Origin of the sequence: Streptomyces sp. NPDC126499, from assembly GCF_040302485.1 — a bacterium.
Classification (GTDB): domain Bacteria; phylum Actinomycetota; class Actinomycetes; order Streptomycetales; family Streptomycetaceae; genus Streptomyces.
The window spans coordinates 378868-400664 of the sequence record NZ_JBEOUO010000002.1 but is presented as its reverse complement, the minus strand read 5'-3'; the positions used below and the strand labels follow the sequence as shown (position 1 = coordinate 400664).

Annotated in this window: 21 protein-coding genes; 7 read left to right on the top strand and 14 right to left on the bottom strand. The window is 74.7% G+C overall.

Annotated features, from left to right (window positions below; all coding sequences use genetic code 11):
• Positions 1-2: 2 nt before the first annotated feature.
• The 11 genes from ABTZ91_RS04475 to ABTZ91_RS04425 form a co-directional block, all read right to left on the bottom strand.
• The gene (locus ABTZ91_RS04475; RefSeq protein ID WP_352075620.1) at positions 3-1304 is read right to left on the bottom strand and encodes an MFS transporter; all 1302 of its coding nucleotides are present in this window, start codon (positions 1302-1304) and stop codon (positions 3-5) included.
• The gene (locus ABTZ91_RS04470; protein WP_352075619.1) at positions 1301-2521 is read right to left on the bottom strand and encodes an AMP-binding protein; all 1221 of its coding nucleotides are present in this window, start codon (positions 2519-2521) and stop codon (positions 1301-1303) included. Before ABTZ91_RS04470 ends, ABTZ91_RS04475 begins: the two co-directional genes overlap by 4 nt.
• Positions 2522-2524: 3 nt before the next feature.
• Positions 2525-3610 carry a hypothetical protein gene (locus ABTZ91_RS04465; RefSeq protein ID WP_352075618.1) on the bottom strand — a complete coding sequence of 362 codons (1086 nt, stop codon included), beginning with the start codon at positions 3608-3610 and terminating at the stop codon, positions 2525-2527.
• Positions 3607-5037, bottom strand: coding sequence for a lysine 2,3-aminomutase (locus ABTZ91_RS04460; protein ID WP_352075617.1), 1431 nt, complete (start codon positions 5035-5037; stop codon positions 3607-3609). The genes ABTZ91_RS04465 and ABTZ91_RS04460 overlap by 4 nt, the downstream gene beginning before the upstream one ends.
• A 12-nt stretch (positions 5038-5049) precedes the next feature.
• Positions 5050-6756, bottom strand: a complete 1707-nt coding sequence (locus ABTZ91_RS04455) for a class I adenylate-forming enzyme family protein (protein ID WP_352075616.1) — start codon at positions 6754-6756, stop codon at positions 5050-5052.
• Positions 6757-7094: 338 nt separating this feature from the next.
• Positions 7095-8564: an FAD-dependent oxidoreductase gene (locus tag ABTZ91_RS04450; protein WP_352075615.1), complete on the bottom strand. Its 1470-nt coding sequence runs from the start codon at positions 8562-8564 to the stop codon at positions 7095-7097.
• Complete coding sequence (locus tag ABTZ91_RS04445) at positions 8561-8857, bottom strand: acyl carrier protein (protein ID WP_352075614.1); 297 nt, start codon at positions 8855-8857, stop codon at positions 8561-8563. Before ABTZ91_RS04445 ends, ABTZ91_RS04450 begins: the two co-directional genes overlap by 4 nt.
• A complete protein-coding gene (locus ABTZ91_RS04440) occupies positions 8847-10394 on the bottom strand; it encodes an amino acid adenylation domain-containing protein (RefSeq protein ID WP_352075613.1) in 1548 nt (515 codons plus the stop codon). The genes ABTZ91_RS04445 and ABTZ91_RS04440 overlap by 11 nt, the downstream gene beginning before the upstream one ends.
• A gap of 372 nt (positions 10395-10766) precedes the next feature.
• Entirely contained in the window at positions 10767-10904 is a 138-nt protein-coding gene (locus tag ABTZ91_RS04435) for an Imm53 family immunity protein (protein ID WP_352075612.1), read from the bottom strand.
• A gap of 104 nt (positions 10905-11008) precedes the next feature.
• Positions 11009-12412: a hypothetical protein gene (locus ABTZ91_RS04430; protein ID WP_352075611.1), complete on the bottom strand. Its 1404-nt coding sequence runs from the start codon at positions 12410-12412 to the stop codon at positions 11009-11011.
• 379 nt (positions 12413-12791) lie between these two features.
• The gene (locus ABTZ91_RS04425) at positions 12792-13607 is read right to left on the bottom strand and encodes a phosphodiesterase (RefSeq protein ID WP_352075610.1); all 816 of its coding nucleotides are present in this window, start codon (positions 13605-13607) and stop codon (positions 12792-12794) included.
• Between the two features lie 349 nt (positions 13608-13956).
• Here ABTZ91_RS04425 and ABTZ91_RS04420 point away from each other — a divergent pair, with 349 nt between their 5' ends.
• The 4 genes from ABTZ91_RS04420 (at position 13957) to ABTZ91_RS04405 (ending at position 16399) form a co-directional block, all read left to right on the top strand.
• Positions 13957-14409 carry a DUF6098 family protein gene (locus ABTZ91_RS04420; protein WP_352075609.1) on the top strand — a complete coding sequence of 151 codons (453 nt, stop codon included), beginning with the start codon at positions 13957-13959 and terminating at the stop codon, positions 14407-14409.
• A 97-nt stretch (positions 14410-14506) separates the two neighbouring features.
• Positions 14507-15013 (top strand): metallophosphoesterase, encoded by a 507-nt coding sequence (locus ABTZ91_RS04415; RefSeq protein WP_352075608.1) that lies wholly within the window; start codon positions 14507-14509, stop codon positions 15011-15013.
• Between the two features lie 92 nt (positions 15014-15105).
• Positions 15106-15813 (top strand): class I SAM-dependent methyltransferase, encoded by a 708-nt coding sequence (locus ABTZ91_RS04410; RefSeq protein WP_352075607.1) that lies wholly within the window; start codon positions 15106-15108, stop codon positions 15811-15813.
• 253 nt (positions 15814-16066) lie between these two features.
• Positions 16067-16399, top strand: coding sequence for a plasmid stabilization protein (locus tag ABTZ91_RS04405; RefSeq protein WP_352075687.1), 333 nt, complete (start codon positions 16067-16069; stop codon positions 16397-16399).
• A gap of 111 nt (positions 16400-16510) precedes the next feature.
• On the opposite strand, the gene ABTZ91_RS04400 is transcribed toward ABTZ91_RS04405, so the two are convergent.
• From ABTZ91_RS04400 to ABTZ91_RS04390, 3 genes are all read right to left on the bottom strand, one after another.
• Positions 16511-16720, bottom strand: coding sequence for a hypothetical protein (locus tag ABTZ91_RS04400; RefSeq protein WP_352075606.1), 210 nt, complete (start codon positions 16718-16720; stop codon positions 16511-16513).
• A gap of 217 nt (positions 16721-16937) precedes the next feature.
• Complete coding sequence (locus ABTZ91_RS04395; RefSeq protein WP_352075686.1) at positions 16938-17159, bottom strand: DUF6479 family protein; 222 nt, start codon at positions 17157-17159, stop codon at positions 16938-16940.
• A 201-nt stretch (positions 17160-17360) separates the two neighbouring features.
• Positions 17361-18098, bottom strand: a complete 738-nt coding sequence (locus ABTZ91_RS04390) for an SOS response-associated peptidase (protein ID WP_352075605.1) — start codon at positions 18096-18098, stop codon at positions 17361-17363.
• 203 nt (positions 18099-18301) lie between these two features.
• Between ABTZ91_RS04390 and ABTZ91_RS04385 the strand changes: the two genes are divergently transcribed.
• Genes ABTZ91_RS04385 through ABTZ91_RS04375 form a run of 3 tightly spaced genes read left to right on the top strand, consistent with a single transcriptional unit; the run spans position 18302 to position 21790 of the window.
• On the top strand, positions 18302-19054 hold the full coding sequence (locus tag ABTZ91_RS04385) for an ABC transporter ATP-binding protein (RefSeq protein ID WP_352075604.1): 753 nt from the start codon (positions 18302-18304) through the stop codon (positions 19052-19054).
• A 5-nt stretch (positions 19055-19059) separates the two neighbouring features.
• Entirely contained in the window at positions 19060-20445 is a 1386-nt protein-coding gene (locus tag ABTZ91_RS04380) for an ABC transporter permease (protein WP_352075603.1), read from the top strand.
• Positions 20438-21790 (top strand): sensor domain-containing protein, encoded by a 1353-nt coding sequence (locus ABTZ91_RS04375; protein WP_352075602.1) that lies wholly within the window; start codon positions 20438-20440, stop codon positions 21788-21790. Before ABTZ91_RS04380 ends, ABTZ91_RS04375 begins: the two co-directional genes overlap by 8 nt.
• The last annotated feature ends 7 nt before the right edge of the window (positions 21791-21797 follow it).

Sequence of the window (21797 nt, the reverse complement as noted above, 5' to 3'; positions counted from 1 at the left end):
GGTCACGAGGCGCCCTCCGCCAGGGCGGGTTCGGCGTCCCCGCGGTCCGCCTCCGGCGGCTTCTGCCGTTCGGCCGCGTCGAGGAGGCGCTGGATCCGCAGCGCGGGCAGGAAGGAGCAGGCCGCCAGCAGCGTGCCGCCGGCCATGGTGACGCGGGCCGCGTCCAGGATGCCGAGCGGACCGGTGAGGAGGCTGACCGCCAGGCCGCCGGCGAGGGCGGCCAGCGGGATCACGCCCCAGGTGGCGGTCCGGAAGGCCGCGTGCGTCACGCCCTGGTGGTGCGCGGACATGCGGGACTGCCGGACGGGGGCGCTGCACACGTTGACGCAGGACATGAAGAAGCCGTAACAGCCCATGGTCACGGCGATCACCGCACCGGCCGGGAGGGCGGGTGCCGCGAGCACGCCGAGGCCCACCAGGCAGTGCAGCAGCAGCGCCCAGGCCAGCATCCGCCCGGTCCCGAGGCGTTCACCGGCCTTCGGCGCGACGGCCGCGCCGAGCAGGGCGCCCACCGCCGCCACGGACATGGCGGCGCCGAAGACCCCGACGGAGACGCCGAGTCCCTGGTAGGCGAGGATCGGCAGCACGGTGACGAACACGGGCCCGCCGCAGTTGAGCGTCACGGCGGCCAGCACCACCCGGCGCAGCACCGGGTCGGCCCAGTTCAGCCGGAAACCGGCCGTCAGCCGCTCCCACACCGATCCCTCGGCGACGGTCCGCTCGCCCCAGGGCCGCATGGACCGCAGGCACAGCGCGGAGACGAGGTAGCTGGCGGCGTCGACGATCAGGGCGCCGACGCCGAGCGCGCCGTAGAGGCCGGCCGCCAGGGACGGGCCGGAGACCTCGGAGACCGACCGGCTGCCTTCCAGCCGGGAGTACGCGCGTACCAGATGCTCCTTCGGTACGACGGCGGGCACGGCGACCAGGTAGCCGACGGTGAAGAAGATGGTGGCGCCGCTGATCACCGCCACGCAGGCGAACAGCAGCGGGGTCGACAGCCAGCCCCGCCAGTACGCCAGGGGAATGACGGCGACCGCCACCAGCCGGGCGAGGTCGCAGACCAGCAGGGTACGGCGGTTGTCCCACCGGTCGACCAGCATGCCGGCGAGCGGACCGAGCAGCGGGATGCCCAGGTACTGGGCCATGGCCACGATGCCCACCTGGAAGGCGGAGGCGTCCAGGACGAAGATCATCAGGGTCGGCACGACGAAGACGGTGATGCGGTCGCCGACGGTGCTCACCGACTGGCCGATCCAGAAGCGGTTGAACTCGGGCCCGAGGGACACCGGCCGCCAGGACGTCACCGCCCCTCCCGCACCACGAGGTGGGCGGTCTTCCCGGTCCGGTCGTTGCTGATCAGCTCCGCGACGGGGCGCACGCGGAAGTTCTCCGGATCGTGCTGGAAGGCCGTACTGAGAGTGAAGGTCTCGGCGAGGAGTTCCTTGCGCAGCCGCTCGGCGTCCGCGTCCGCGCCCGGGGCGGTGAGCAGCAGCACGTCCACACGGGCGGCGCGCCCGCCGGTCTCGGTGATCACCACCTGGGCGCGCGAGACGCCCGGCTCCCGCTCCACGCGCGCGATGAGCTCGTCGACGTGCAGGCCGAGGCCACGGACCTGGACCACGCTGTCGCGGCGGCCGAGCACCCGCATCGCCGGTCCGGGCCGGCCGCAGGGGCAGTCCTCCAGGCGGCCCGCGTCCCCGGTCCGGTAGCGCAGCACCGGGTTGAGCATCTCGGGGTCGAGGGTGGTGAAGTCCAGGAGCTGGTCCTCGCCCACGTGGACGAGCTGGTCGGGCAGGACGTGGAAGAGGTCCGCGGGGCAGCCGGGCGTGTTGGTGCCGACCACCCAGGTCTCGGTGCTGCCGAACATGCCCCAGCGCCGGGCGGCCGGCGCGACCGCGGCCATGTCCTCCTCCAGCTGGGGCTGCCAGGCCTCGCCGAGCCAGAGCACCTTGCGCAGGTCGGGCAGTTGCAGGCCGGCGGCCCGGGCGTGGGCGAACCAGAGGCGCAGCACGCTCGGTGTGCCGCCGATCGCCGTCACCCGGCGCGCCGTGAAGAAGGCCAGCCACTCGGCGTACTCGTCCTTGGTGACCGAGCCGACCGCGATCACCTGGCAGCCGGACAGGTCGGCCAGGGCGGCGGCCAGGAAGTGGGCGCCCCACATGCGTCCGGCGCCCCAGGCGTTGACGAAGACGTCCTCGCGGTCCAGCGGTTGCCAGTGGGCGTGCACGTGGGACATGTAGAAGCCGGTGGGGGCGTGGCCGAGTTTGGGCGCGCCGGTGCTGCCGCCGCTCTGGAAGAGCCAGGTGGCGCCGTGCTCGGCGCGCGGTCGCAGGTGCGCGAGGGCGAGGTTCAGGTCGTCCTTGAGCAGCGGCGGGAGCGCGGCGACGTCGTCGAGGGTGCGAAGGTCCGGGCGGTCGCGGTAGCGGGGGGCCAGTTCCGGCACCTGCCGCAGGCGCTCCAGCGTCCTGCGGGCGACCGCGAGCCGTGGTCCGGCCGCCTCCGGGGTGAGCGAGAACGTCATCGGTCAGCTCGTTTCCTTCGGTGTGGTGGACAGGGGCGCTCCGCCGTCGGCTTCCGCTCCGCCGTCGGCCTCGCCGTCGGCTTCGGCGGCGGCTTCGGCGGCGAGGTGCCGGGCGTGGGCGTCCCGGTAGGCGGTGAACCGGGCGCGCACGACGGCCCGCTGGACGGCGCGGTCCGGGTCGGTGGGGACGCGGGGTATGACGCCGTCGGGCTCCAGCTCGGAGAACCAGAACCGCTGCCCGTCGTGGAGGAAGTCGACGCAGAAGAAGGGGATGCGGAGCCGTTCGGCGAAGTAGGAGGTGGCCTTGGCGAGTTCCTCGGGGACCGGGGTGAACTCCAGGGTGCCGCCGTGGGTCGCGTTGGAGACCGGGGACCCGGGTTCCGGGGTCCGCTTCAGGACCGTGTGGGGGGCGCCGTCGATGACGTACACCCGGTGGTCGACCGTGCCGTCGCCGAGGTAGGGCTGGACCACGAGGGTGGTGTCGCCGCCCTGGGCGAGGCCGGCCAGGCCCCGGATGTCGCCCGCGCTCCGGGCCAGGTTGATGCCGCCGCCACCACACCAGCCGGCCGGTTTCACGATGGCCGGATAGGTCATGTTCCCGAGGGCCACCTCGTACAGGTGCCTGCTCACGTCGCGTCCCGTGCCGATGCGGACGGTCGGGACCGGCGGGATCGGCGAGCCGCCGAGGTGGAGCAGGGTGGCCAGCTTGTCGTTGCCGATGAGGGAGGTCTCGGGCGGGAAGGGCAGGTAGAACCCGGCCTGTTGCAGCACCGCGCACAGGGCGTACTGGTTGAAGACGTCCATCTGCTGGTAGGGCAGCGAGTAGAGCGCGGTGATGAAGAGGGTGTCGTGGGGCGTGACCGGTTCGTCGTCCACGTACACCCGGGTCCGTGCCGGGTCCGTGCAGTCCACCGTCACGGCGTCGGGGGAATGCCGGGTCCAGCTCAGGCCGAGGTCGGCGGCGACCTCGGCGTAGAGGTCCCAGAACATGCCGTGCCAGGTCTCTGCCATCCGGGTCGACTCCCGGTCGGGGAAGATCCAGCACATCCGGCGCAGCGGGCCGGCGGCGGGGGCTTGGGAGGGGTTCACGCGGTGTCCTCCGGTGCGGTGGGGCGGGGGTGCGGGGCGCCGGCCGGTCCGTCCTGGGCGGGGGCTCGCTCCGCCCACCAGCGGCGACCGGACTCGGGCAGGGTGTCCAGCGGGTCGTAGTAGGGGTGGCGGCGGGCCAGCGTGGACTCCAGGTCGGCTTCGGGCGACTGCCGGACCTCCAGCTCGGTGCGGTAGTTCTTCGTCCAGTACGAGATGCCGCGTTCCCGGTCGTAGGCGACGGCCTGGTGCACCCAGCGCTTGCCGACGTGCGGTACGTCGCACACGATCCGCGGGGTGGCGTAGCCGGGGAGGTAGCCCATGATCGCCTCCTGGAGCCACTGGGCCTCGTGGAGGGAGGTCCGCCAGTGTTCGGCGTGGGGGATCACGTCGCAGAGGTAGAAGTAGTACGGCAGGATGTTCGCCTCGCCCTGGAGTGCGAAGCAGAGGTCCAGCAGGTCCTCGGGGGTGGCGTTGACCCCGCGCATCAGCACGCCCTGGTTGCGGACGTCCCGGACGCCCGCGTCGAGGAGCGCCCGGGCGGCCTCGGCGACCAGCGGGGTGACGGACTGCGCGTGGTTGGCGTGGGTGTGCACCGCGAGATTGACCGCACGCCGCGCGGCGACGGCGGCGACCCGCCCCACGCCCTCGACCACCTCGGGCCGCAGCCAGTGCTGGGGCAGCCCGACCACCGCCTTGCTGGCCAGGCGGATGTCCCGGACCGACCCCAGGTCGAGCAGCCGCATGAGGAAGTCCTCCAGCCGCGGCCAGGGCACGTTGGCGACGTCTCCGCCGGACACCACCACGTCCCGCACGGCCGGGGTGCGCTTGAGGTAGTCCAGCATCTGCTCCTGCCGGTCCCGGGGCCGGAGCGCGAGCCTCGCCTTGGTGACCTGGGGGGTGGAGGTGCCGACCAGGTCCATCCGGGTGCAGTGTCCGCAGTACTGCGGGCAGGTGGCGACCAGTTCGGCCAGGACCTTGTTCGGGTAGCGGTGGGTGAGGCCCTCCACCACCCACATGTCGGCCTCGTGCAGCGAGTCCCGTCCCGCCTTCGGGTGGCTCGGCCACGTCGGGTGCCGGTCCGAGCGCACCGGCAGCATGTACCGGCGGACCGGGTCGGCGAGGAACGCCTCGGTGAACGCCTCCGGTTCGAGGGCGGCCCGGGGCGCCATGGTGTTGAGCATCTGCGGGGTGAGCAGCATCGCCATCGTGGCGAACCGGGCCTGGTCGGCGGCGAGATCGGTGAAGAAGCGGTCGGTGAGCAGGTGACCGGTGACGGCCTTGAGCTGGCGCGGGTTCTTCACGCAGTGGGCCCGCTGCCACTGGGCGTCGCGCCACTCGCGCTCCGTGACACGGCGCCAGCCCGGCAGCCGGCGCCAGTCCGGCTCGGTCAGCGAGGTCCGCGCGTACGGGTACGGCTGCCGGATCATCCGAGGTCCCGCCTACCGGCCGGTCAGAAAGGTGGCGAACCGCGTCCGGAGCTCTCGCTTGAGGACCTTGCCGGTGGGGCCGAGCGGGAAGTCCTCCGGCGTACGGGCGATGCTCACCGCGGCCAGCGGGGTCAGACCGGCGGCGGCCAGGGCCTTGTTGGCCGCCTCCCGTACCTCCTCCGCGGTGCTCCCGGCGGCCTCCGCCTGCAGGCGGACGACGGCGAGCGGCAGTTGGCCCCGGCCCGGTCCGGCGGGGACGCCGACCACCGAGCAGTCCTGCACCAGCGTGGCGCAGTCGGCGAGCAGGACCTCCTCGAGGGGGAGGCTGTACGCCGGCCCCTCCACGGTGTCGATGACGTCCACCGTACGGTCGAGGTGGTAGAACCGGCCCTCGGCGTCGCGGCGGGCCACGTCGCCGGTGAGCCAGTAGCCGTTCAGTTCGAACGTGCGGGTGAGCCGGTCGTCGTTCCAGTAGCCGGGGGTCCGGGACGGCGTGATGACACCGAGCAGCCCGACCGTGCCGTCGGGGACCTCCTCGCCGTTCTCGTCGAGTACGGCGGCCTTCTCGACGACTTCGAGGGGCTTGCCGACGCAGCGGTCGTCGCGCTCGGTCTCCGGCGTGGTCATCTGCCCGAACAGGGCCATGCCCATCTCGGACGAGCCCAGGCCGTCGACGAACTGCGAGCCGGGCAGGGCGGGCTGCTCCTCCTTCTCGCGCGGCAGCAGCCAGGGCCTGATCAGACCGGCGGGCCGCTCGCCGAGCTGTACGAGCCGGCGGATGTGACCGTAGTGGGCGCTGTCGCCGGTGTTGAACCAGGAGTGCACCTTCGCCGCGCCCTTCACCGGGAGCTCGCCGGTGGCCAGCTCCACGAAGGTACGGGGGAAGGAGGCGACCATGGTGGGCTGGAACGCCTCCATCACCGGCTCCACGACCGTGCGGCGCCAGTCGGACATGACCACGGTCGGCAGGCCGAGCAGGGTGGCGGTGAGGAAGTAGCTGAGGCCGCCCGCGTGGGTGTGCGGCATGAGCGACATCAGCCGGTCGTAGCTCTCGGCGGGGAAGCGCACCATGCGCGGCTGCTTGCCCTCCCAGAACTGGCGGTGCGCCAGCTTGGTGGACTTCGGCGTGCCGGTGGTCCCGGAGGAGTGGATGAGCGCGACCACGTCGTCGGGGGCGTGCCGGTACGGATAGACCTCGGGCAGCTCGGCCGACTCGGCGTCGAAGACGTGGAGTTCGGCGGCCATGGCGATGAACCGGGGACGGCGGTGCGGGGTCTCCCGGTAGGCGGCGGCGAGCCGGGTCGGGTCGTCCGCGACGACGCCCACGACCCCGACGTGGTTCAGGTACCGCACCATCACCTCGTGCCGCATGGCGTCGTTGACCAGGGCGGGGACGGCGCCCAGCGCGGAGAGCGCGAGGAAGTGCAGCAGGGGCTCCATGCCTTCGCCGACCACCACGCCGACCGGGTCGCCGGGCCGGACGCCGTTGGCCCAGTACCACGTCGCGTAGCGGTCGCGCAGCGCGGCGAGGTCGAGCAGGCTGTGGCCGCGCAGTTCGACGGCGCCCCGGTGGTCGACGCGGTGGGTGTACGCGTAGGGGACGGCGCGGTGCGGGTTGACGGCGATGGCGTGGTCGAGGAAGTTGCCGGCTCCGAGCGCGGGCTCGGCCATCAGACGCTGTCTGGCTTCGAGAGGGGCGATGGAGGTGTGCTCGCTCATGAGGGTCTCCCGTTACGGGTCGCCGGGGCGGGCCCTGTGGAGCCGGGGCCCGGCGACTGGTCGAAGGCTTGCTGTGCTCGGCGGAACGTGTGGTTCGGCGGCCTTGCCGGGGTGGTCGTGAGGCGGGCCGTACGGGCCGGGGCCGGGGCGCGTGGCGACGCGTGTGGCGGCCGGCGGAGGTGCGCCCCTCGGCGCGGTGGCGGCGGACGGGGGCGGTGGCGGTGGCGGCGGACGAGGGGGCGTCCCCGGCGGACGGGGGGTCCGTGCGGACGAGAGGGTCGGCGGCGGTGGACGAGGGGGGCGGTGGCGCGGACCGGCCGGTGCTCCGTGCCGCGGCGCTACGGGCGGGCGAGGACCTCGGCCGCCACCCGGCGGCCGGAGCGGACGGCTCCCTCCAGGAGGCCGAAGAACTCGGTGCTGGTCTCCGTGCCGGCCCAGTGCACCCGCAGGTGCGGTGCCGTCAGCGTCGGGCCGTGCCGCACCCAGTCGCCGAGGCCGAAGAGGGACGCGTAACAACCCTTGCTGTAGGGCTCGTTGACCCAGTCGGTCACATGGAAGCCCACGGGTTCGGGAAGCATCGGGAAGAGCCGGGCCGCCTGCCGGGTGGCCGCCGACCGCTGGGCGTGCGGATCGAGCGCCGCGAAGCGAGCGGCCTCGGCACCCGTGACGAAGCCGGTGAGGACACCGACCCCGGCCCCGGCTCCGGCCGGCGAGTCGTCCACGGTGGACAGCAGCGGCCCCTCGGCGTTCACCGACCACCCCGACAGACCGTGGTCCCGCCAGACGGGTGCCGGATACACCAGGTGCACCTTGACCGCGCAGCCCCGTGCGGTGCGGTCGCTCGCCCGGCGCACCGGCGGCTCGGGCCGGTGGTCGACGGCGTCGGCCAGGAGCGGCGGCAGGGCCATGACGGCGACGTCGGCCCGGTACGCCCCGCCCGTGCTGTGGACGGTGACGCCGTCGTCGTCCTGGTGCACGGCGTGGACCGGCTCGCCGAGTCGCACCCGGGTCCCGAGGCGTGCGGCCAGCCGCTCGCAGACCTGGTGGGCCCCTCGGTCGATCCGGTCCTGCTGGGCGCCGCCCTCGAAGGCGTTGAGGTAGCGCAGTCCGCCGCCCGACCGCAGGTAGAAGGCGACGTGGAGCATGGACACCCGGGCCGGGTCGGCGGCCATCATCTCGCCCAGGAAGAGCGGGAAGAACAGCCGGGCGTCCGGATGGGTGAGGTGCCGTTCCGCCCATGCCTCGGCGGTCAGGGCGTCCAGCTCCTCGGCCCCGGGGGTGAGCCACGGCGCGTCGGGCCGCACGGTCGCGGTGAGTGCGTCGAGCCGCTCGAAGAGGTCGCCGAGGGCCACGGCGTTGAGCGGCGGGAAGCGGCCGTCGCGGGTGGTCTCCCCGGTCCCGAGGGCGAAGCGGCTGGCTCCCCGCATGGTGGTGGGAGTGGTCTTGAGGTCGAGGTCGGCCAGCAGCGCGTGGAGTTCCGTGTGCCGGTCCCCCAGGTAGGCGGCGCCGGCGTCCACCCAGCCGTCGGCGGAGACCTTGATGCCGCGGGCCCGGCCGCCCACGTGCCCGCGTGCCTCCAGCACGGTCACCTCGACCCCGCCGGCGGCCAGTTCGGTCGCGGCCGTCAGTCCGGCGAACCCGGCTCCGACGACCACGGCGCTGGTGACGCCGCCGGGGCGCCGGGAGGCGGCTTCGGTGGCGGGGGAGGCCGCGAGAGCGGTGTCACGGGCGGTGGCGAGGGAGGTGTCGCGGGCGGCGACGGGGGAGGTGTCGTGGACGGTGGCGAGGGCTCTCTCGTCGGCGGTCACCGGGCGGCCGCGATCTTCTCGGCGAGCCGTCTCGGGGTCGGGGCACCGACGAAGTCCTCGAAGGTCAGCTCCACCCCGTGGAAGCGGGCGATGGCGCTGAGCACCCGGGTGGCGACCAGTGAGTCGCCGCCGAGGAGGAAGAAGTCGGAGTCCGCCGAGACGTCCTCGGTCTCCAGGACGCGCCGGAACATCACCACCACGTCCTCGGCGTCGGCACCGGCGCGGGAGCCGGCGGGCGCGCCTGGTGCGGCGGGCGGGTCACCGGCGGCTGAGGCGGAGGTGTCAACGCTCATCAACGGTCTCCTTTGACCTGTTCACGGTTGCGTATCGCTGGTGCGAGGCTCTCCTGTCGACCTTGCCGCTCGTGGTCAGCAGGAGGTGGGGGACGACGGTGATCCGGTTCGGCACGAGGTGGGCGGGCACCCGCTCGCGCAGATAGGACCGCAGGCCGACGTCGAGGTCCCGCGTCTCGGTGTCCGGCCGGGGCACCACATAGGCGACCAGTGCGGTGCGGCCCGCGGTGGTGGCTCCGGTGACGGCCACCGCGTGCACCGCGGGATGGCCGGCGAGGTGCGCCTCGACCTCACCCGGGTCGACGCGGATGCCGCGGATCTTGAGCTCGTCGTTCAGCCGGCCCTCGTGGGTGAGGAGGCCGTCGGGCGTCCTGCCGACCCGGTCGCCGGTGCGGAACCGGCGCTCGCCGCCCTCGCCCGCGAACGCCTCCTCGGTGGCGCGGGGCATCCCCAGGTAGCCGAGGGCGACCGCCGGGCCGCCGATCGACAGCTCGCCGCCGTCGCCGATGTCCTCCACGACGTGGGGCAGGGGCCGTCCGATCGGCGCCCTGGCGCCGCCGTCCCAGTCCCAGCGGGGGGTGGTGGCGCCGGGTCCGTGCAGATCGACGGCGTGGGTGATCAGGGTGGTCTCGGTGCACCCGTACGTGTTGAGCAGGCGGATCCGGCCCGTGTCGAGGCGGCTCCAGTCGGCCAGCCGGGCGGGGCTGACGGCCTCCCCGCCGATCACCATCAGCCGGACGTGCGGGGGAAGGCCGGTGCCCTCCTCCGCGAGGTGGAGCACGAGTTCGTGCCAGAAGGCGGTGGGCAGGTCGAGGACGCTGACGCGTTCGCGCTCGACCGTCCGCAGGAACCGGGGGAAGGAACCCGAGTGCGCCTCGCGGTCGAGGACCAGGGTGGCTCCCGTGGTCAGCGTCGGGAGGATCTCCTCCAGCGAGGTGTCCCAGTTCAGCGAGGCGAACTGGAGCACCCGGTCCTGCTCGGTGAGGCCGAAGAGGCCGCGGAGCGAGCGCACGGACACCGAGAGGGCGCGGCGCGGTGTCACGACCGGCTTGGGCCGGCCCGTGGAGCCCGAGGTGAAGAGGATGTACGCGGCCGCTTCGGGATCCTCGTCCTGCCCGAGGCGACCGGTCACCGCCCCTGCCTCCCCCACCCGCTCCCCCCGGAGGTCGACGACCGGTAAGCCGAGTCGGGGGTCGAGCACCGCGTCGGTGGCGATGGCCGACCGGCAGTCGGCCGCGGACGTCATGTCCCGCTGGCGTGCCAGGGGAAAGGCCGGATCGACGGGGCAGTAGACACCACCGGCCGCCAGCACCCCGAGCAGCGCGACGACGGTCTCCGGGGTGTGCGTCGCCGGCACGGCGATCGCTCCGGGCCGCCGCCCGAGCCGCCTCGCGAGGCCGTCCACGAGCTCGTACAGCCGACGGTACGTCAGGACCCGCCCGCCGTGGACGAGTGCCGCGCGCTCCGGGTTGCGGAGAGCGACTTCCGTGAAGGTCTCGATGAGGTCCGGGGTGTTTCCCTGGGTCTCGCACTGCATCGACGTGATCGCCCCAAAAATGCTTGAAAGCGCCTGTCCGTGCCCGACGAACGGGGACTCTACCTTCGAACTACCGTCGCCACAACGGAAGTTGAGGGGATTCAGGCGATCTCCGGGAAAGCGGCCCGTGCCTTCGTGATTCCGCAGGTCAGGGCCCCTGCGAAGGCTCCGCTTCCACTTCGACACGGCGGGCCGTCACCGGAGGGATGCCTTCCTGATCGGCCGGCCGATCGTCGTCCGCGAGCCGTCGCAGGTGGCGGTTTTGCGCTGCGCGGCGAGGGGACGGGCAGCTCGGCTCGGGGGCCGGCGACAGACGCGGCACCGCGGACGCGGCCGCAGACGCCAGGCCGGCTCCCGTGGCGGCTTCGCGCGTCACCTCGCCCGCGGGTCGCTCGCCGTCGCCCAGTCGCGCGTCTCGATCTTCACGCCCCCTTCGTGTTCCCCGTCGCCGTCACATGGTGCGGCGTACCAGCTCTGCAACCAGTCGAGGACGTTCTCCGATGCGGACATGGAGCGAGATCCTGGGCGACCGCGCAGGGGCCCTCGCGTGGCGGCGCGAGGGCCCCTGGTGATCGTTCCTGGTCCGCCGGCCAGGTGCGGCGCGGCCAGGCGGGCTAGGCGAGGGGAGGGCAGGGGTCGCAGCAGGCGGGGGCCGGTTCGACGCAGACGGTCACCGCGTCGGCGTCGTTGCCGGGGGCCGGGTCCTTCTCGGCGGCGGTGACCGAGGCGGCGTTCGTGATCCGGCCGGGCCTGGTCGCCTTCGCCCGCAGGACGAGCGTCGCGCCGGTGCCGGCGGCGAGTTGGCCGACCGTCCATCGTCCGGTGCCGGGATCGTACGAGCCGGGTGAGGCGTCGGCGGAGAGGAACGCGAGGCCCTCGGGGAGCCGGTCGCCGACGACGACCCCGGTCGCGGTGCTGGGGCCGGCGTTGCGGACGGTCACCCGGTAGGTCACCGTCTGCCCGACGGTCACCGTGGTGGTGTCCGCCGCCTTCGTCACCGCCAGGTCCGCGGCCGGCATGACCTCGGTGACGGCCTCGTCGGACGTGGCGGTCAGCGGTTCGGGGGTGGGGCCGAGCCGGTTCTCGTACGTGGCGGTGGCCGTGTTGGTGACGCGGGTCCCGGCCGTCTCCAGGCCGAGCACGACCCGGTACTCGACGGTGGTGCCGCCCGGCAGCGTCTCGGTGTTCGCGAGGCTGCCGCCCTCGGTGGCGGAGGCCCCGGTGCCCAGCCGGAAGACGACCGCGCGGGCCGCCGCGTCGTAGGAGGCCTGGTCGTCCCCCGCCCGGTCGGTCTTCACGCCGGCGTTCGGGCCGTCGATCACGCGGAGCGAGCCGGGCACATAGGTGGTGCCGGCGGGCAGGACGTCGGTGAGGGTCAGCCGTTCGGCCGCGCCGCCGCCCTCGTTCCTGGCGGTGATCCGGTACGTCACGACGTCGCCGACGTCCAGCGGACCGGCCGGCACCGCGGCCTTGGTGAGCACCACGTGCGGGGCGGTACCGAAGAAGATGCCGTCCAGGAAGTTGCCGATTCCGCGGTTCCCGCCCGCGGCCGAGACGGAGCGGAAGGCGAAGCGCGTGGTGGTCTGGCCGGCCGGGACGGTGTAGGTGCCGGTGTAGTGGCCCCACGCCGTGTTGCCGTCGGTGAAGGTGCGCTGCTCGACCACGCCGCCCGGGGCGCCGATGTCCAGCGCCATGGTGTCCTGCCCCTGGCGGCCGCGGTGGTAGAGCCGCCAGTAGAGCGTGGTGCCCGGCGTGGTCGCCAGGTCCTGGTAGAGCGTGGACACCTCGTTGGCGTTGAGCTCGGCGAACTGCTCGCCGTCGGCCGCCGGTACGCCGTTGAAGCCGGAGTGCCATAACTCGATCAGGTGGTCGGTGGCGGTGGTGCGCCAGCCGGGGACGTGCTGCGGGGCCTGGGTCTGCGAGGCGTCGGGGAGGAACGCCATGTCGGTGACGGGCGGTTGCTCGAAGCTTCCGTTCACGAGCGCGACGCGCGAGGGGGTGGGGGGCGGTGTGGTCATGCCGGCGTCTCCAGTCTGTCGACGGTGCACCGTGGCCCCGCCGCGCCGTACGCCCAGGGGGCGGGCCGGACGGGGGCGGGACCGGGAACGGTCACCACCTCACCGGCCGGCGAGGGCCCCGTACAGCCGGGACGGAGGAGTCCCGGCCAGTGGCCCTCGGCAGGTTTGGGCGGGCGGACACGGCCCTGGGGGTGCGGCCCGTTCCTCCCGCTCCCGCGCCCGGCGCCTGTCCCGTCACCTGCGGCACCGAGCCCCCTCCCGCCCCTGCCGTACTGACCGGAAGGGTCCGCCTCGTGACCACCCTCCGCCACCCGATGGGATTAATCGAGGAACGTCGAATTGACGCACGCCTGTGCGATCGATCCCGTCGGTCGCGGCCTCAGACGCCCTGCTGCCGCCCGGTGCCGGCCCCGTCGATGCCGGCCTCGTCGGTCGCGGCCTCGTCCCCGAGGAATGCGACGGCGGCGCCCCTCCCCGCCCGCGAGGCGGTGTAGGCGGCTTCCCGCAGGCGGCTCAGACGAGCGGTCGGGTGCAGATCCGGAAGGCGGTGCCGGTACGGGTCGTACGCCTCGGTCTCCTGGAGCACCGGGGCCGACGGCGCCCCCGTGGTCAGCGTGCCCAGTGGCCACAGCGCCGGGCGTCCGGGCTCGGACGCGCAGAGGGTGAGGACGACCGGGCCCGCCGCGAGAGCCCGGCGCAGCCCTTCGAGATCGGCCGGAAGGCCCGTCCGCGCCGTGTCGGGCCACAGCGTCAGCAGGGCGGTGCGGCCGCCGACCCGGTACGACAGCAGAGAGGAGTAGGGGCCGGCGAGCGCGCCGAGACGCGGCAGCGGCAGGTGCCTGGAACGGGACCCGCTGCCGCTGCTGGTGAACAGCAGGTCCAGCGGGTGCCCCGGCCCTCCCGCGTCCGCGACGCGCAACGCGATGCCCAGCGCGTCGGGAAGGCGCCCGGGAAGTCCGAGAGCGCGCGACCACCGCATCCGCACCGGATACTCGGCGTTCCGGTCCAGCCACGGCACGCCCCAGGGGCTCGGGGGCGGGCCGGCCGAGGTCCGTATCCGGAGCGTCGCGTGACAGGTGATGCCGTGCGGATGGAGGGCGGGCGCGGAACGCCGGGCGGCCGTCCGCTCCACCAGACGGCTCACCGCGTCAAGGGCGGCGGGCCGCAGCCGTCCCGTCTCCGGTCGGATCGCCATGCGTGACTCCTCGCATCCGTGCCGTGCGGCTTGCAGCGCCGCGTTCTCGCGTCCGTGCGGCCGTGCGGCGCTGCGTCCGTGCGGCCTTGCGTTCCGTACACCGTGGGTCCGTGCAGCCCTGCGCTCTCGCGTCCGCGCGGCCTGCGTCCGCACGACCTCGCACCGCGTCCGTGCGGCCTTGCGTCCCTGCGTCTCTGGCGTCCCTGCGTCCCTGCGTCCGTCGAGCCGTACCGACTCTGCGCCGTTACCCCTCCCGCCGCCGTTCAGTCGTGCCGCGCCCGCACCTCGCCTCTCCCCTCGCTCTCTCGTCCCGCGCGTGCGGGAGGCAGGACCGGGTAGGGGCTCGGACATGCACGAGACGCACGCCCCGGCCACGATGACGACCATCCGGTCCCTGGACGAGCTGACCGAGCTGATCGCCACGCGGCGCCATCTGTACCTGCGGTGGTCCCTCGGCCCGCAGACGGACCTGTCGACGCCCACGAGCCGGGACGGACTGACCGGCGTGGAACTGCCCGGCCTCTCCGCGAACCCGCTGGACGTCGAGGACTGGTGGGGCGAACGCTCCCTGCGTACGTGGGCGGCGCGCCGCCTGTACGACTACTCGCACCTGCCACGGGTCAGGGACGGCCGGGTCCGGCCCTGGCTGCTGTACGGCAGGGAGGTCGCCCGGGGCCCCGACAACGAGCCGCTGGTGCGGGACGTGCGGCCCGTCGGCTGGGTGGACGAGGAGGTCATCGCCCAGGCGGAGCAGGAGATCGCCCGGCAGAAGGGCCCCTGGGGGCCGCTCTCCCGTCCCTGACCGTCCGGACGGCCGAGCGAGCCGACCGAGCGACCCGAGCGAGCGACCGGCCACGCGGACGGGCGCACGCCGGCCCGCCACCTCCTAGGGTGGCGGCATGCGGCTGCTGCTCACGTCGGACACCCATCTCCCGTCCCGCGCCAGGCGTCTTCCGGAGGACCTCCTCGCGGCCGTCGACCGGGCCGACGTCGTCCTCCACGCCGGCGACTGGACCGAGGAGGCCGTCCTCGACCTGCTGGAGGCCCGTGCCCGCCGCCTGATCGGCGTGTACGGGAACAACGACGGCCCGTCCCTGAGGCGGAGGCTGCCCGAGGTCGCCCGGGCGGAACTGGGCGGACTGCGCTTCGGAGTGGTGCACGAGACGGGGGCGGCGGCGGGCCGCGAGCAGCGCTGCGCCCGGCGCTTTCCCGACCTTGACGTCCTCGTGTTCGGTCACAGCCACATCCCGTGGGACTCCACGGCCCCCGGCGGGCTGCGCCTGCTCAACCCCGGCTCCCCCACCGACCGCCGCCGCCAGCCGCACTGCACGTACATGACCGTGGACGTCTCGGACGGCGCCCTCGGTGACGTCGTCCTGCACCGACTGCCCCCGAGGGGCACCTGACGACCGGCCGGTCCGCCCGGCTCCCGGCCGTCGGAGCCGCGATGCGCCGGAGCCGGACGCCGTCGGGGAGCTTCCGCAGAGGAGACCGCGCCATGACCGGACCGCTCGATCCCGAGCCGATCGATCCCCGACCGGCCGAACCCCAACCCCTCAAACCGCACCCGCTCTTCGCCCGCTTCTACGCCGGATACGCGGGCCCCGCCCTGGAGAAGGCGGGCATCGCCGAGCACCGCGGGCGGCTCCTGGACGGCCTGGCCGGTGAGGTGATCGAGGTCGGCGCCGGCAACGGGCTGAACTTCCGGCACTGTCCGCCCGGGGTGACCCGGCTCGTCGCCGTCGAGCCGGAGCCGAACCTGCGCCGGATGGCCGAGCGTGAGGCGCGCCGCGCCCCCGTCCCGGTCGAGGTCGAGGCCGCCCGGGCCGAGCGCCTCCCTTTCCCCGACGCGTCGTTCGACGCGGCCGTGGTGTGCCTGGTCCTGTGCTCCGTCGCCGCCCCGGACAGGGCGCTCGCCGAACTCCACCGGGTGCTCCGGCCCGGCGGACAGCTCAGGTTCTTCGAGCACGTGCGGGCCGACTCCCCCGCGATGCGGCGCGTCCAGCGCGCCCTGGACGCCACCGTCTGGCCCCGGCTCGCGGGCGGCTGCCACACCGGGCGGGACACCCTGACGGCCCTCGTCACCGCCGGTTTCGCCCTCGGCACGGTCGACCGCTTCGCCTTCCCCCGGACCCGCGTCCCCCTGCCGACCGCCACCCACATCCTCGGGACCGCCGTCCGGCCCGGTGCGGACGACACCCGCTGACCGGTCCGCGCCGCCTGCCGTCACCCGGGCGGCGCTCCGCCGGTCGGCCGGTTCCATCCGCTGGGTGTACGGGCCGTCGCGGGACGGACCGTCGGCCTCGGTGCCGCCGGGCCCCGGCGTACGCCGCCCCGCCTGCCGTGAGGCGCGGGCCGAGCGGCCGCCGTGCGAAGCATCGGCCCTGGCATGTGAGATGCGGCCCGGACGGGGCAGCCGCACCATGACCGTGACATCGCAGTCGAACCAGGAGGTCGTCATGCCCCGAGGATCCAGCCCCAAGCGTGAGCGCCAGTACGAGCACATCAAGGAGTCCGGAGAGAAGCGCGGGATGTCGGAGGACCGCGCGAAGGAGATGGCCTCCCGCACGGTGAACAAGGAACGCGCCCGCTCCGGCGAGAGCAAGACGGCGAGCCGCAGTTCCACGCAGGGCAAGTCCGCTTCGCAGCGCGGCGGGGAGAAGTCCCGTGGCGGTGGCGGCGGGTCGTCCGAGCGCACCAGGGACGAGCTGTACGAGGAGGCGAAGAAGCGCGGCATCGAGGGCCGCTCCACGATGAACAAGCAGCAGCTCAAGAAGGCACTGGGCCACTGATCCCGGCCCCGCGCGGAGCGCTGGAGCCGGGCGGGCCGCGCCCGCGCGCACCAGCCCGCCCCCTCCGTCGCCCGCCCCTGGCCGATACCGGGGGCGGGCGGGACGCGCGGGTCAGGAGGGCCGGGACCAGGTGGCGGCCACCAGGGATCTCTCGGCCGCTGCCAGATGGACGGCGGAGGCGAGCCAGGCGCGGGCGTAGCCGTCCGAAGAGGCGTCGACGAGGCGGCCGAAGGAGTCGCGGGGTCGGCGGTCGGCCTCCGCCGTCAGGGCCTCGGCGAGCTCCGCTGCCACGACCAGGCCCGCCCTGCGCAGCCACGCCATCAGCCGCGCCCCTCCGCCCGTTCCACCACTCGTCAGCGCAGCACGAACCAGGGGCGCGACGCCCCTCGGCTGCGTATGCGAGCGAGATTACGCAGGGCCACTGACAACGGGTGCGGGGCCCCGGGTGAGGGACCGTCCGGAGGGCGTCGCGGCGAGGGGCCCTACGGACGGCCGGGGCAGGAACGAGCCGCCGCGGCCTGGGGCGGCCGTGGCCGGATCACCGGGCGTCGCGGTCGTCCGGGGTGGTCCACGAGTCGCCGCCCGCGCGCTGCGCCCGCGTGGGGTCGCCGACCGGCCGGCGCCTGCGGGCGACGCGACGGCTGCCCCACCAGAACGCTCCGATGAGCAGGGCGACGACCACGACTCCGATGACGACGGCGAAGAGCACGGCGTTGGAGCCGGCCGATGCGAGTGCGGGCGCGGTGGCGAGGGCGGTCATGGTCACCTCTCAGGTCTTCTCGGGCGGTCCCGGGACGCGGACGGTCGGTCGACGCCCCGTGGCGGTCCGGCAGCCCGGCGCTGCGGGCGTGCCTCCGCTCCTGTCCCCTCCTGGCCTCCGTAAACGCGCCGTCCGGCTGGCCCGCGCGGGTCCGCCCTGTGGTCAGGGTCGGTCGGCCGGCGGTGGACTGTCGGTGGGCCGTCAGCCGACCGCGTCCAGGAGGTGGGGCCCGTTGTTGCGGACGTCGTTGACCGCCGGGGAGACGGGACGGGCGTCGAGCCGGCCGTTCCCCGGCTGGACGAGCAGGGCGCGCAGGTCGTCGGTGTCCTGGTGGCGGGGGTCGAGCCAGGCGTCGTAGTGGTCCGCGGGGAGCGCGAGGGGCATGCGGGGGTGGACGCGGCCGGCCGCGTCGGTGGCCTGTGTGGTGAGGATCGTGCAGGTCACCAGCCAGGCGGCGGGGTCGTCGTCGTTCGTGACGTCCGGGTCGCGCCAGTACTCGTACAGGCCGGCCATGGCCATCACCTGACCGTCGCTGGGGTGGATGAAGTAGGGCTGTTTACGCGTCCTGCCCGTCGCCTCGTCCTTGACGGGATCCCATTCGTAGAAGCCGTCGGCGGGCAGCAGGCAGCGCCGCCTGGCGAAGGCGCGCCGGTAGGCGGGCTTCTCGTGCACGGTCTCCACGCGCGCGTTGATCAGCCGGGAGCCGATCTTGGGGTCCTTCGCCCACGAGGGCACGAGTCCCCACCGGAGCGCCCGCAGCTCCCGGCGCACCTCGTCGTCGCGGTCGTCCCGCGCGGCGCGTTCGAGGACCGCGTAGACCTCGTCGGTCGGTGCGACGTTCCAGCTGGGCGCCACTGTCTCCTCGGGGCGCCAGTCGGTGACGCCGAACAGCCGGGTCAGGTCCTCGGGCCCACGGGTGGAGGCGTAGCGGCCGCACATGGGCCCACTGTGCCACGGCGCCCCCGTCCCGCTCGACCGGACACTCCCCGAGGACCTCGAAGACTCCCGGCCGGCGCCCTGGGCGCCCTCCCGTCTCCCTCTCGCCCCTCACCGCCGAGCCGCCCGGGGTGCGGTTCTCCGAACCCCCGGTTCGGGGGCCGGCACGATCGATCGGCGGGCGCGGCGCTCCGAGGATGGGGGTCATGACGGAAACGGTGACGGAGAACGGTACGGGGACCGCGGCGCGGGCGGAGGGTCTGCACCGGGAGTACGGGCGGGGCGCGGCCGCGGTACGGGCGCTGCGGGGGGTGTCGGTGGCGCTCGCGCCGGGGACGTTCACGGCGGTGATGGGGCCCTCCGGTTCCGGCAAGACGACCTTGCTGCACTGCCTGGCGGGGATGGACCGGCCCACCCGGGGCTCGGTCTGGTGGGGTGACACGGAGGTGTCGCGGCTGCCCGAGCGGCGGCTGGCCGAACTGCGGCGCGAACGGGTCGGGTTCGTGTTCCAGGCGTTCAACCTCATGCCGGCGATGACGGTCGCGCAGAACGTCGAGCTGCCCGGCCGGCTCGCCGGGCGGCGCCCCGACAGGGACCGGGTGCGTGACGCCCTCGCCCGGGTGGGGCTGGCGGGGCGCGAGCGGCACCGGCCGGGGCAGCTGTCCGGCGGGCAGCAGCAGCGGGTGGCGATCGCGCGGGCGTGGGTCTCCCGCCCCGAGGTGCTGTTCGCCGACGAGCCGACCGGTGCTCTGGACCGGAGCACCGGCCACGAGATCCTCGCCCTGCTGCGCGAGGGGGTGGACCGGGACGGCCGGACCTGTGTGATGGTGACCCACGATCCGGTCGCCGCCGGGTACGCGGACCGGGTGCTGCTGCTGGCCGACGGCGTGGTGGTCGACGAGCTGGACCGGCCCACCGCCGCGCGGGTCGGCGAGCGCCTGAGCCGGCTGGGCGGGTGAGCGTCATGGTGTCGCTCGCTCCCGGTCCGTCGGTCGCGCTGGGTCAGATGCGCCGGCGTCCGGCCGCCTTCGCCGGTCTGGCGGCGGCGCTGTTCCTGGCCATGGCCACCGTGACGCTGTTCGGTTCGCTGTTCGCCGCCGACCTCGCCGCCCCCGCGCATGCCCGGGGGGCGGTCGACGGGCCCGACCTGAAGGTGATCGCCGGCGCCTTCGGCGAGATCGCCGTGCTGGTGGCGTTCTTCGTCGTGGTGAACGCCCTGGGCTTCGCCCTGCGTCAGCAGCACCGCGAGCTGGCGCTGCTGCGCACCATCGCGGCGACGCCCCGGCAGACCCGGCGGCTGGTACGCGGGCAGGTCCTCGCGACCACGCTGCTGGTCGCCGTACCGGCCTGGCTCGTCGGGGCGGCGGCGGCCCGGCGTTTCCTCTCGGCGCTGCAGCACCGGGGGATGGCGGCACCGGGCCTGCGGGTGCCGTGGACACCGGTCCCGATGCTGGTGGCGCTGGCGGCGGCCCTCGTCGTCGGCCTGGCCGCCACGGCCCTCGCGGCCCGGCGGATCTCCCGTATCGCCCCCGCCGCCGCCCTCACCGCGAGCACGACCGAGCACGGGCGTACGGGTGTGCCGCGGCTGCTCGCCGGCATCGGCGTCCTGGTGGGCGGCGGCCTCCTGCTGCGTCTCGCCGCCACCCGGCCGCCCCACGAACTGGACAAGGCGGGGCAGGCGGCGCTGCTGGGCTCGCTGGTGCTGCTCGTCGCCGTCGCCCTGGCCGGGCCGTTCGCTGCGCGGCTGCTCTCGACGGCGCTGGGCACGCCGGTACGGGTCCTGGCTCCCGGGGCCGGGTGGCTGGCCGACGCCAACCTGCGCGGCTACGCACGGCGGTTGTCGTCCGCCGTGGTGCCGGTCGCCCTCCTCGTCGGCCTGTCGGGCACCATGTCGATCATGACGAGCACCGCCCTCCGCTCCCCCGCCGCGACGACGAGTGCCGGCTCCGCGACGGACGTCTGGCTCCGGCAGACCGAGTTGGGGCTGCTGCTCTGCTTCGCCGCCGTCTCGACCCTCAACACCCTCGTCGCCGTGACCGCCGACCGGCGCCGCGAGTTCGCCCTGCTCCGCCTCGTCGGCGCGACCCGCGCCCAACTGCTGCGCGTGCTCACCGCGGAGGCGGTCCTCACGACGGCGGTCGGCGTCCTCCTCGGCGCGACGGTCGCCGCCGCCGCGGGCGCCGCCTTCAGCACGGCGGCGACCGGCTCCCCGGTCCCGTCCGTCCCGATGGCCGCCTGCTTGTGGACCCTCGCGGGAGCGGCGGTGCTGACCGTCCCGGCCGTCCTGGCCACGGGCCTGCGCGCCGTACGCGGCCGGGCGGCGGAGCTGGTGGGCGGCGGCCGTGACTGACGGCACGGGCGGGGCGGGGGCGCGGCCGCGTGGTGCGCGGACGGGCGAGGACGGTGTGGTGGAGACCGGGACGGGCAAGACCGGGACGGGGGACGCGGTCGCCGGGGCGGCCGGGCGTGGGGGCGGCGCGGCCGGGGAGTGGGTCTTCGCCGTCGTCGGGCTGCCGCTCGCCCTGCTCGGGGGTGTCTACGCGCTCGCGGTGCTCTACGCGGGGGCGTTGCTCTCGCTCACGGTGCTCGGGCTGCCGTTCGTCGTCGCCGGGCTGCTGGGCGCGCGGGGGCTGGGGACGGCGCACCGGCGCCTGGTCGGGCGGCTGCTCGGCGCGTACGTGGAGGGGCCGGAACCGTTGCCGCGTCCGCGCGGCGTGCTCGCGCGCGGGCGTACCGTCCTTGCCGACCCGGTGGCGTGGCGGGCGCTGCTCTACCTGGTGCTGCGGCTGCCGCTCGGGGTCGTCGGCTTCGCGGCCGCCGTCGTGCTCCCGCTCGGCTGTGGCTGGCTGGTCGGCTTCCCGCTGTGGGTGCGGCTGCTGCAACCGGGTCCGCGTCCGGCCGGCCTGCTGGATGCCGGCGCCGTCCTGCTCGGCCTGCTGCTCCTGGTCTGCGTGCCCGGAGCCGTACGGATGCTCGGCCGGGCGAACCGGTGGCTGGCGCGGCTGCTGCTCGGCCCGGCCCGCGTCCAGCGGCGGGTACGAGAGCTGGAGGGCGCCCGCGCGTCGCTGCTGGCGGAGAGCACCGAGCGGCTGCGCCGCCTGGAGCGCGATCTGCACGACGGCACCCAGGCCCGTCTGGTGGCCCTGGCGATCACCCTCTCGCTGGCGGAGGACGCGCTGGCGCCCGGGGCCGCCCCGGACCTCGGGCGGCTGCGTACCCTGGTGGACCGGGCCCGCGGCCAGACCGACGAGACGATCGGCGAGCTGCGGCGGCTCACCCGGGGCATCCACCCGGCCGCCCTGGACGGCGGTCTGCACGAGGCCCTGCCGGGGCTCACCGCCACGTCGCCGGTGCCCGTCGCGGTCCGCGTCGACCTGCCCGAGCGCCCGGATCCCGCGATCGAACGGGCCGTCTACTTCTGTGCCGCCGAGCTGCTCACCAATGTCGCCCGGCACAGCGGTGCCGCCGCGGCCGCGCTCACGGTGACCGCCGCCGACGGGCGTGTCCGTCTGGTCGTACGCGACGACGGACGCGGCGGCGCGGCCTTGGGCACAGCGCCTGCCGGGAGCCCTGCGGCCGGGACCGGTCTTTCCGGTCTGGCGGAACGGCTCGCGGCCGTGGACGGCTTCCTCCGGGTCGACAGTCCGCCCGGCGGCCCCACCGTGGTCACCGCGGAGCTGCCCGTCCGCCTGTGACGGGCCG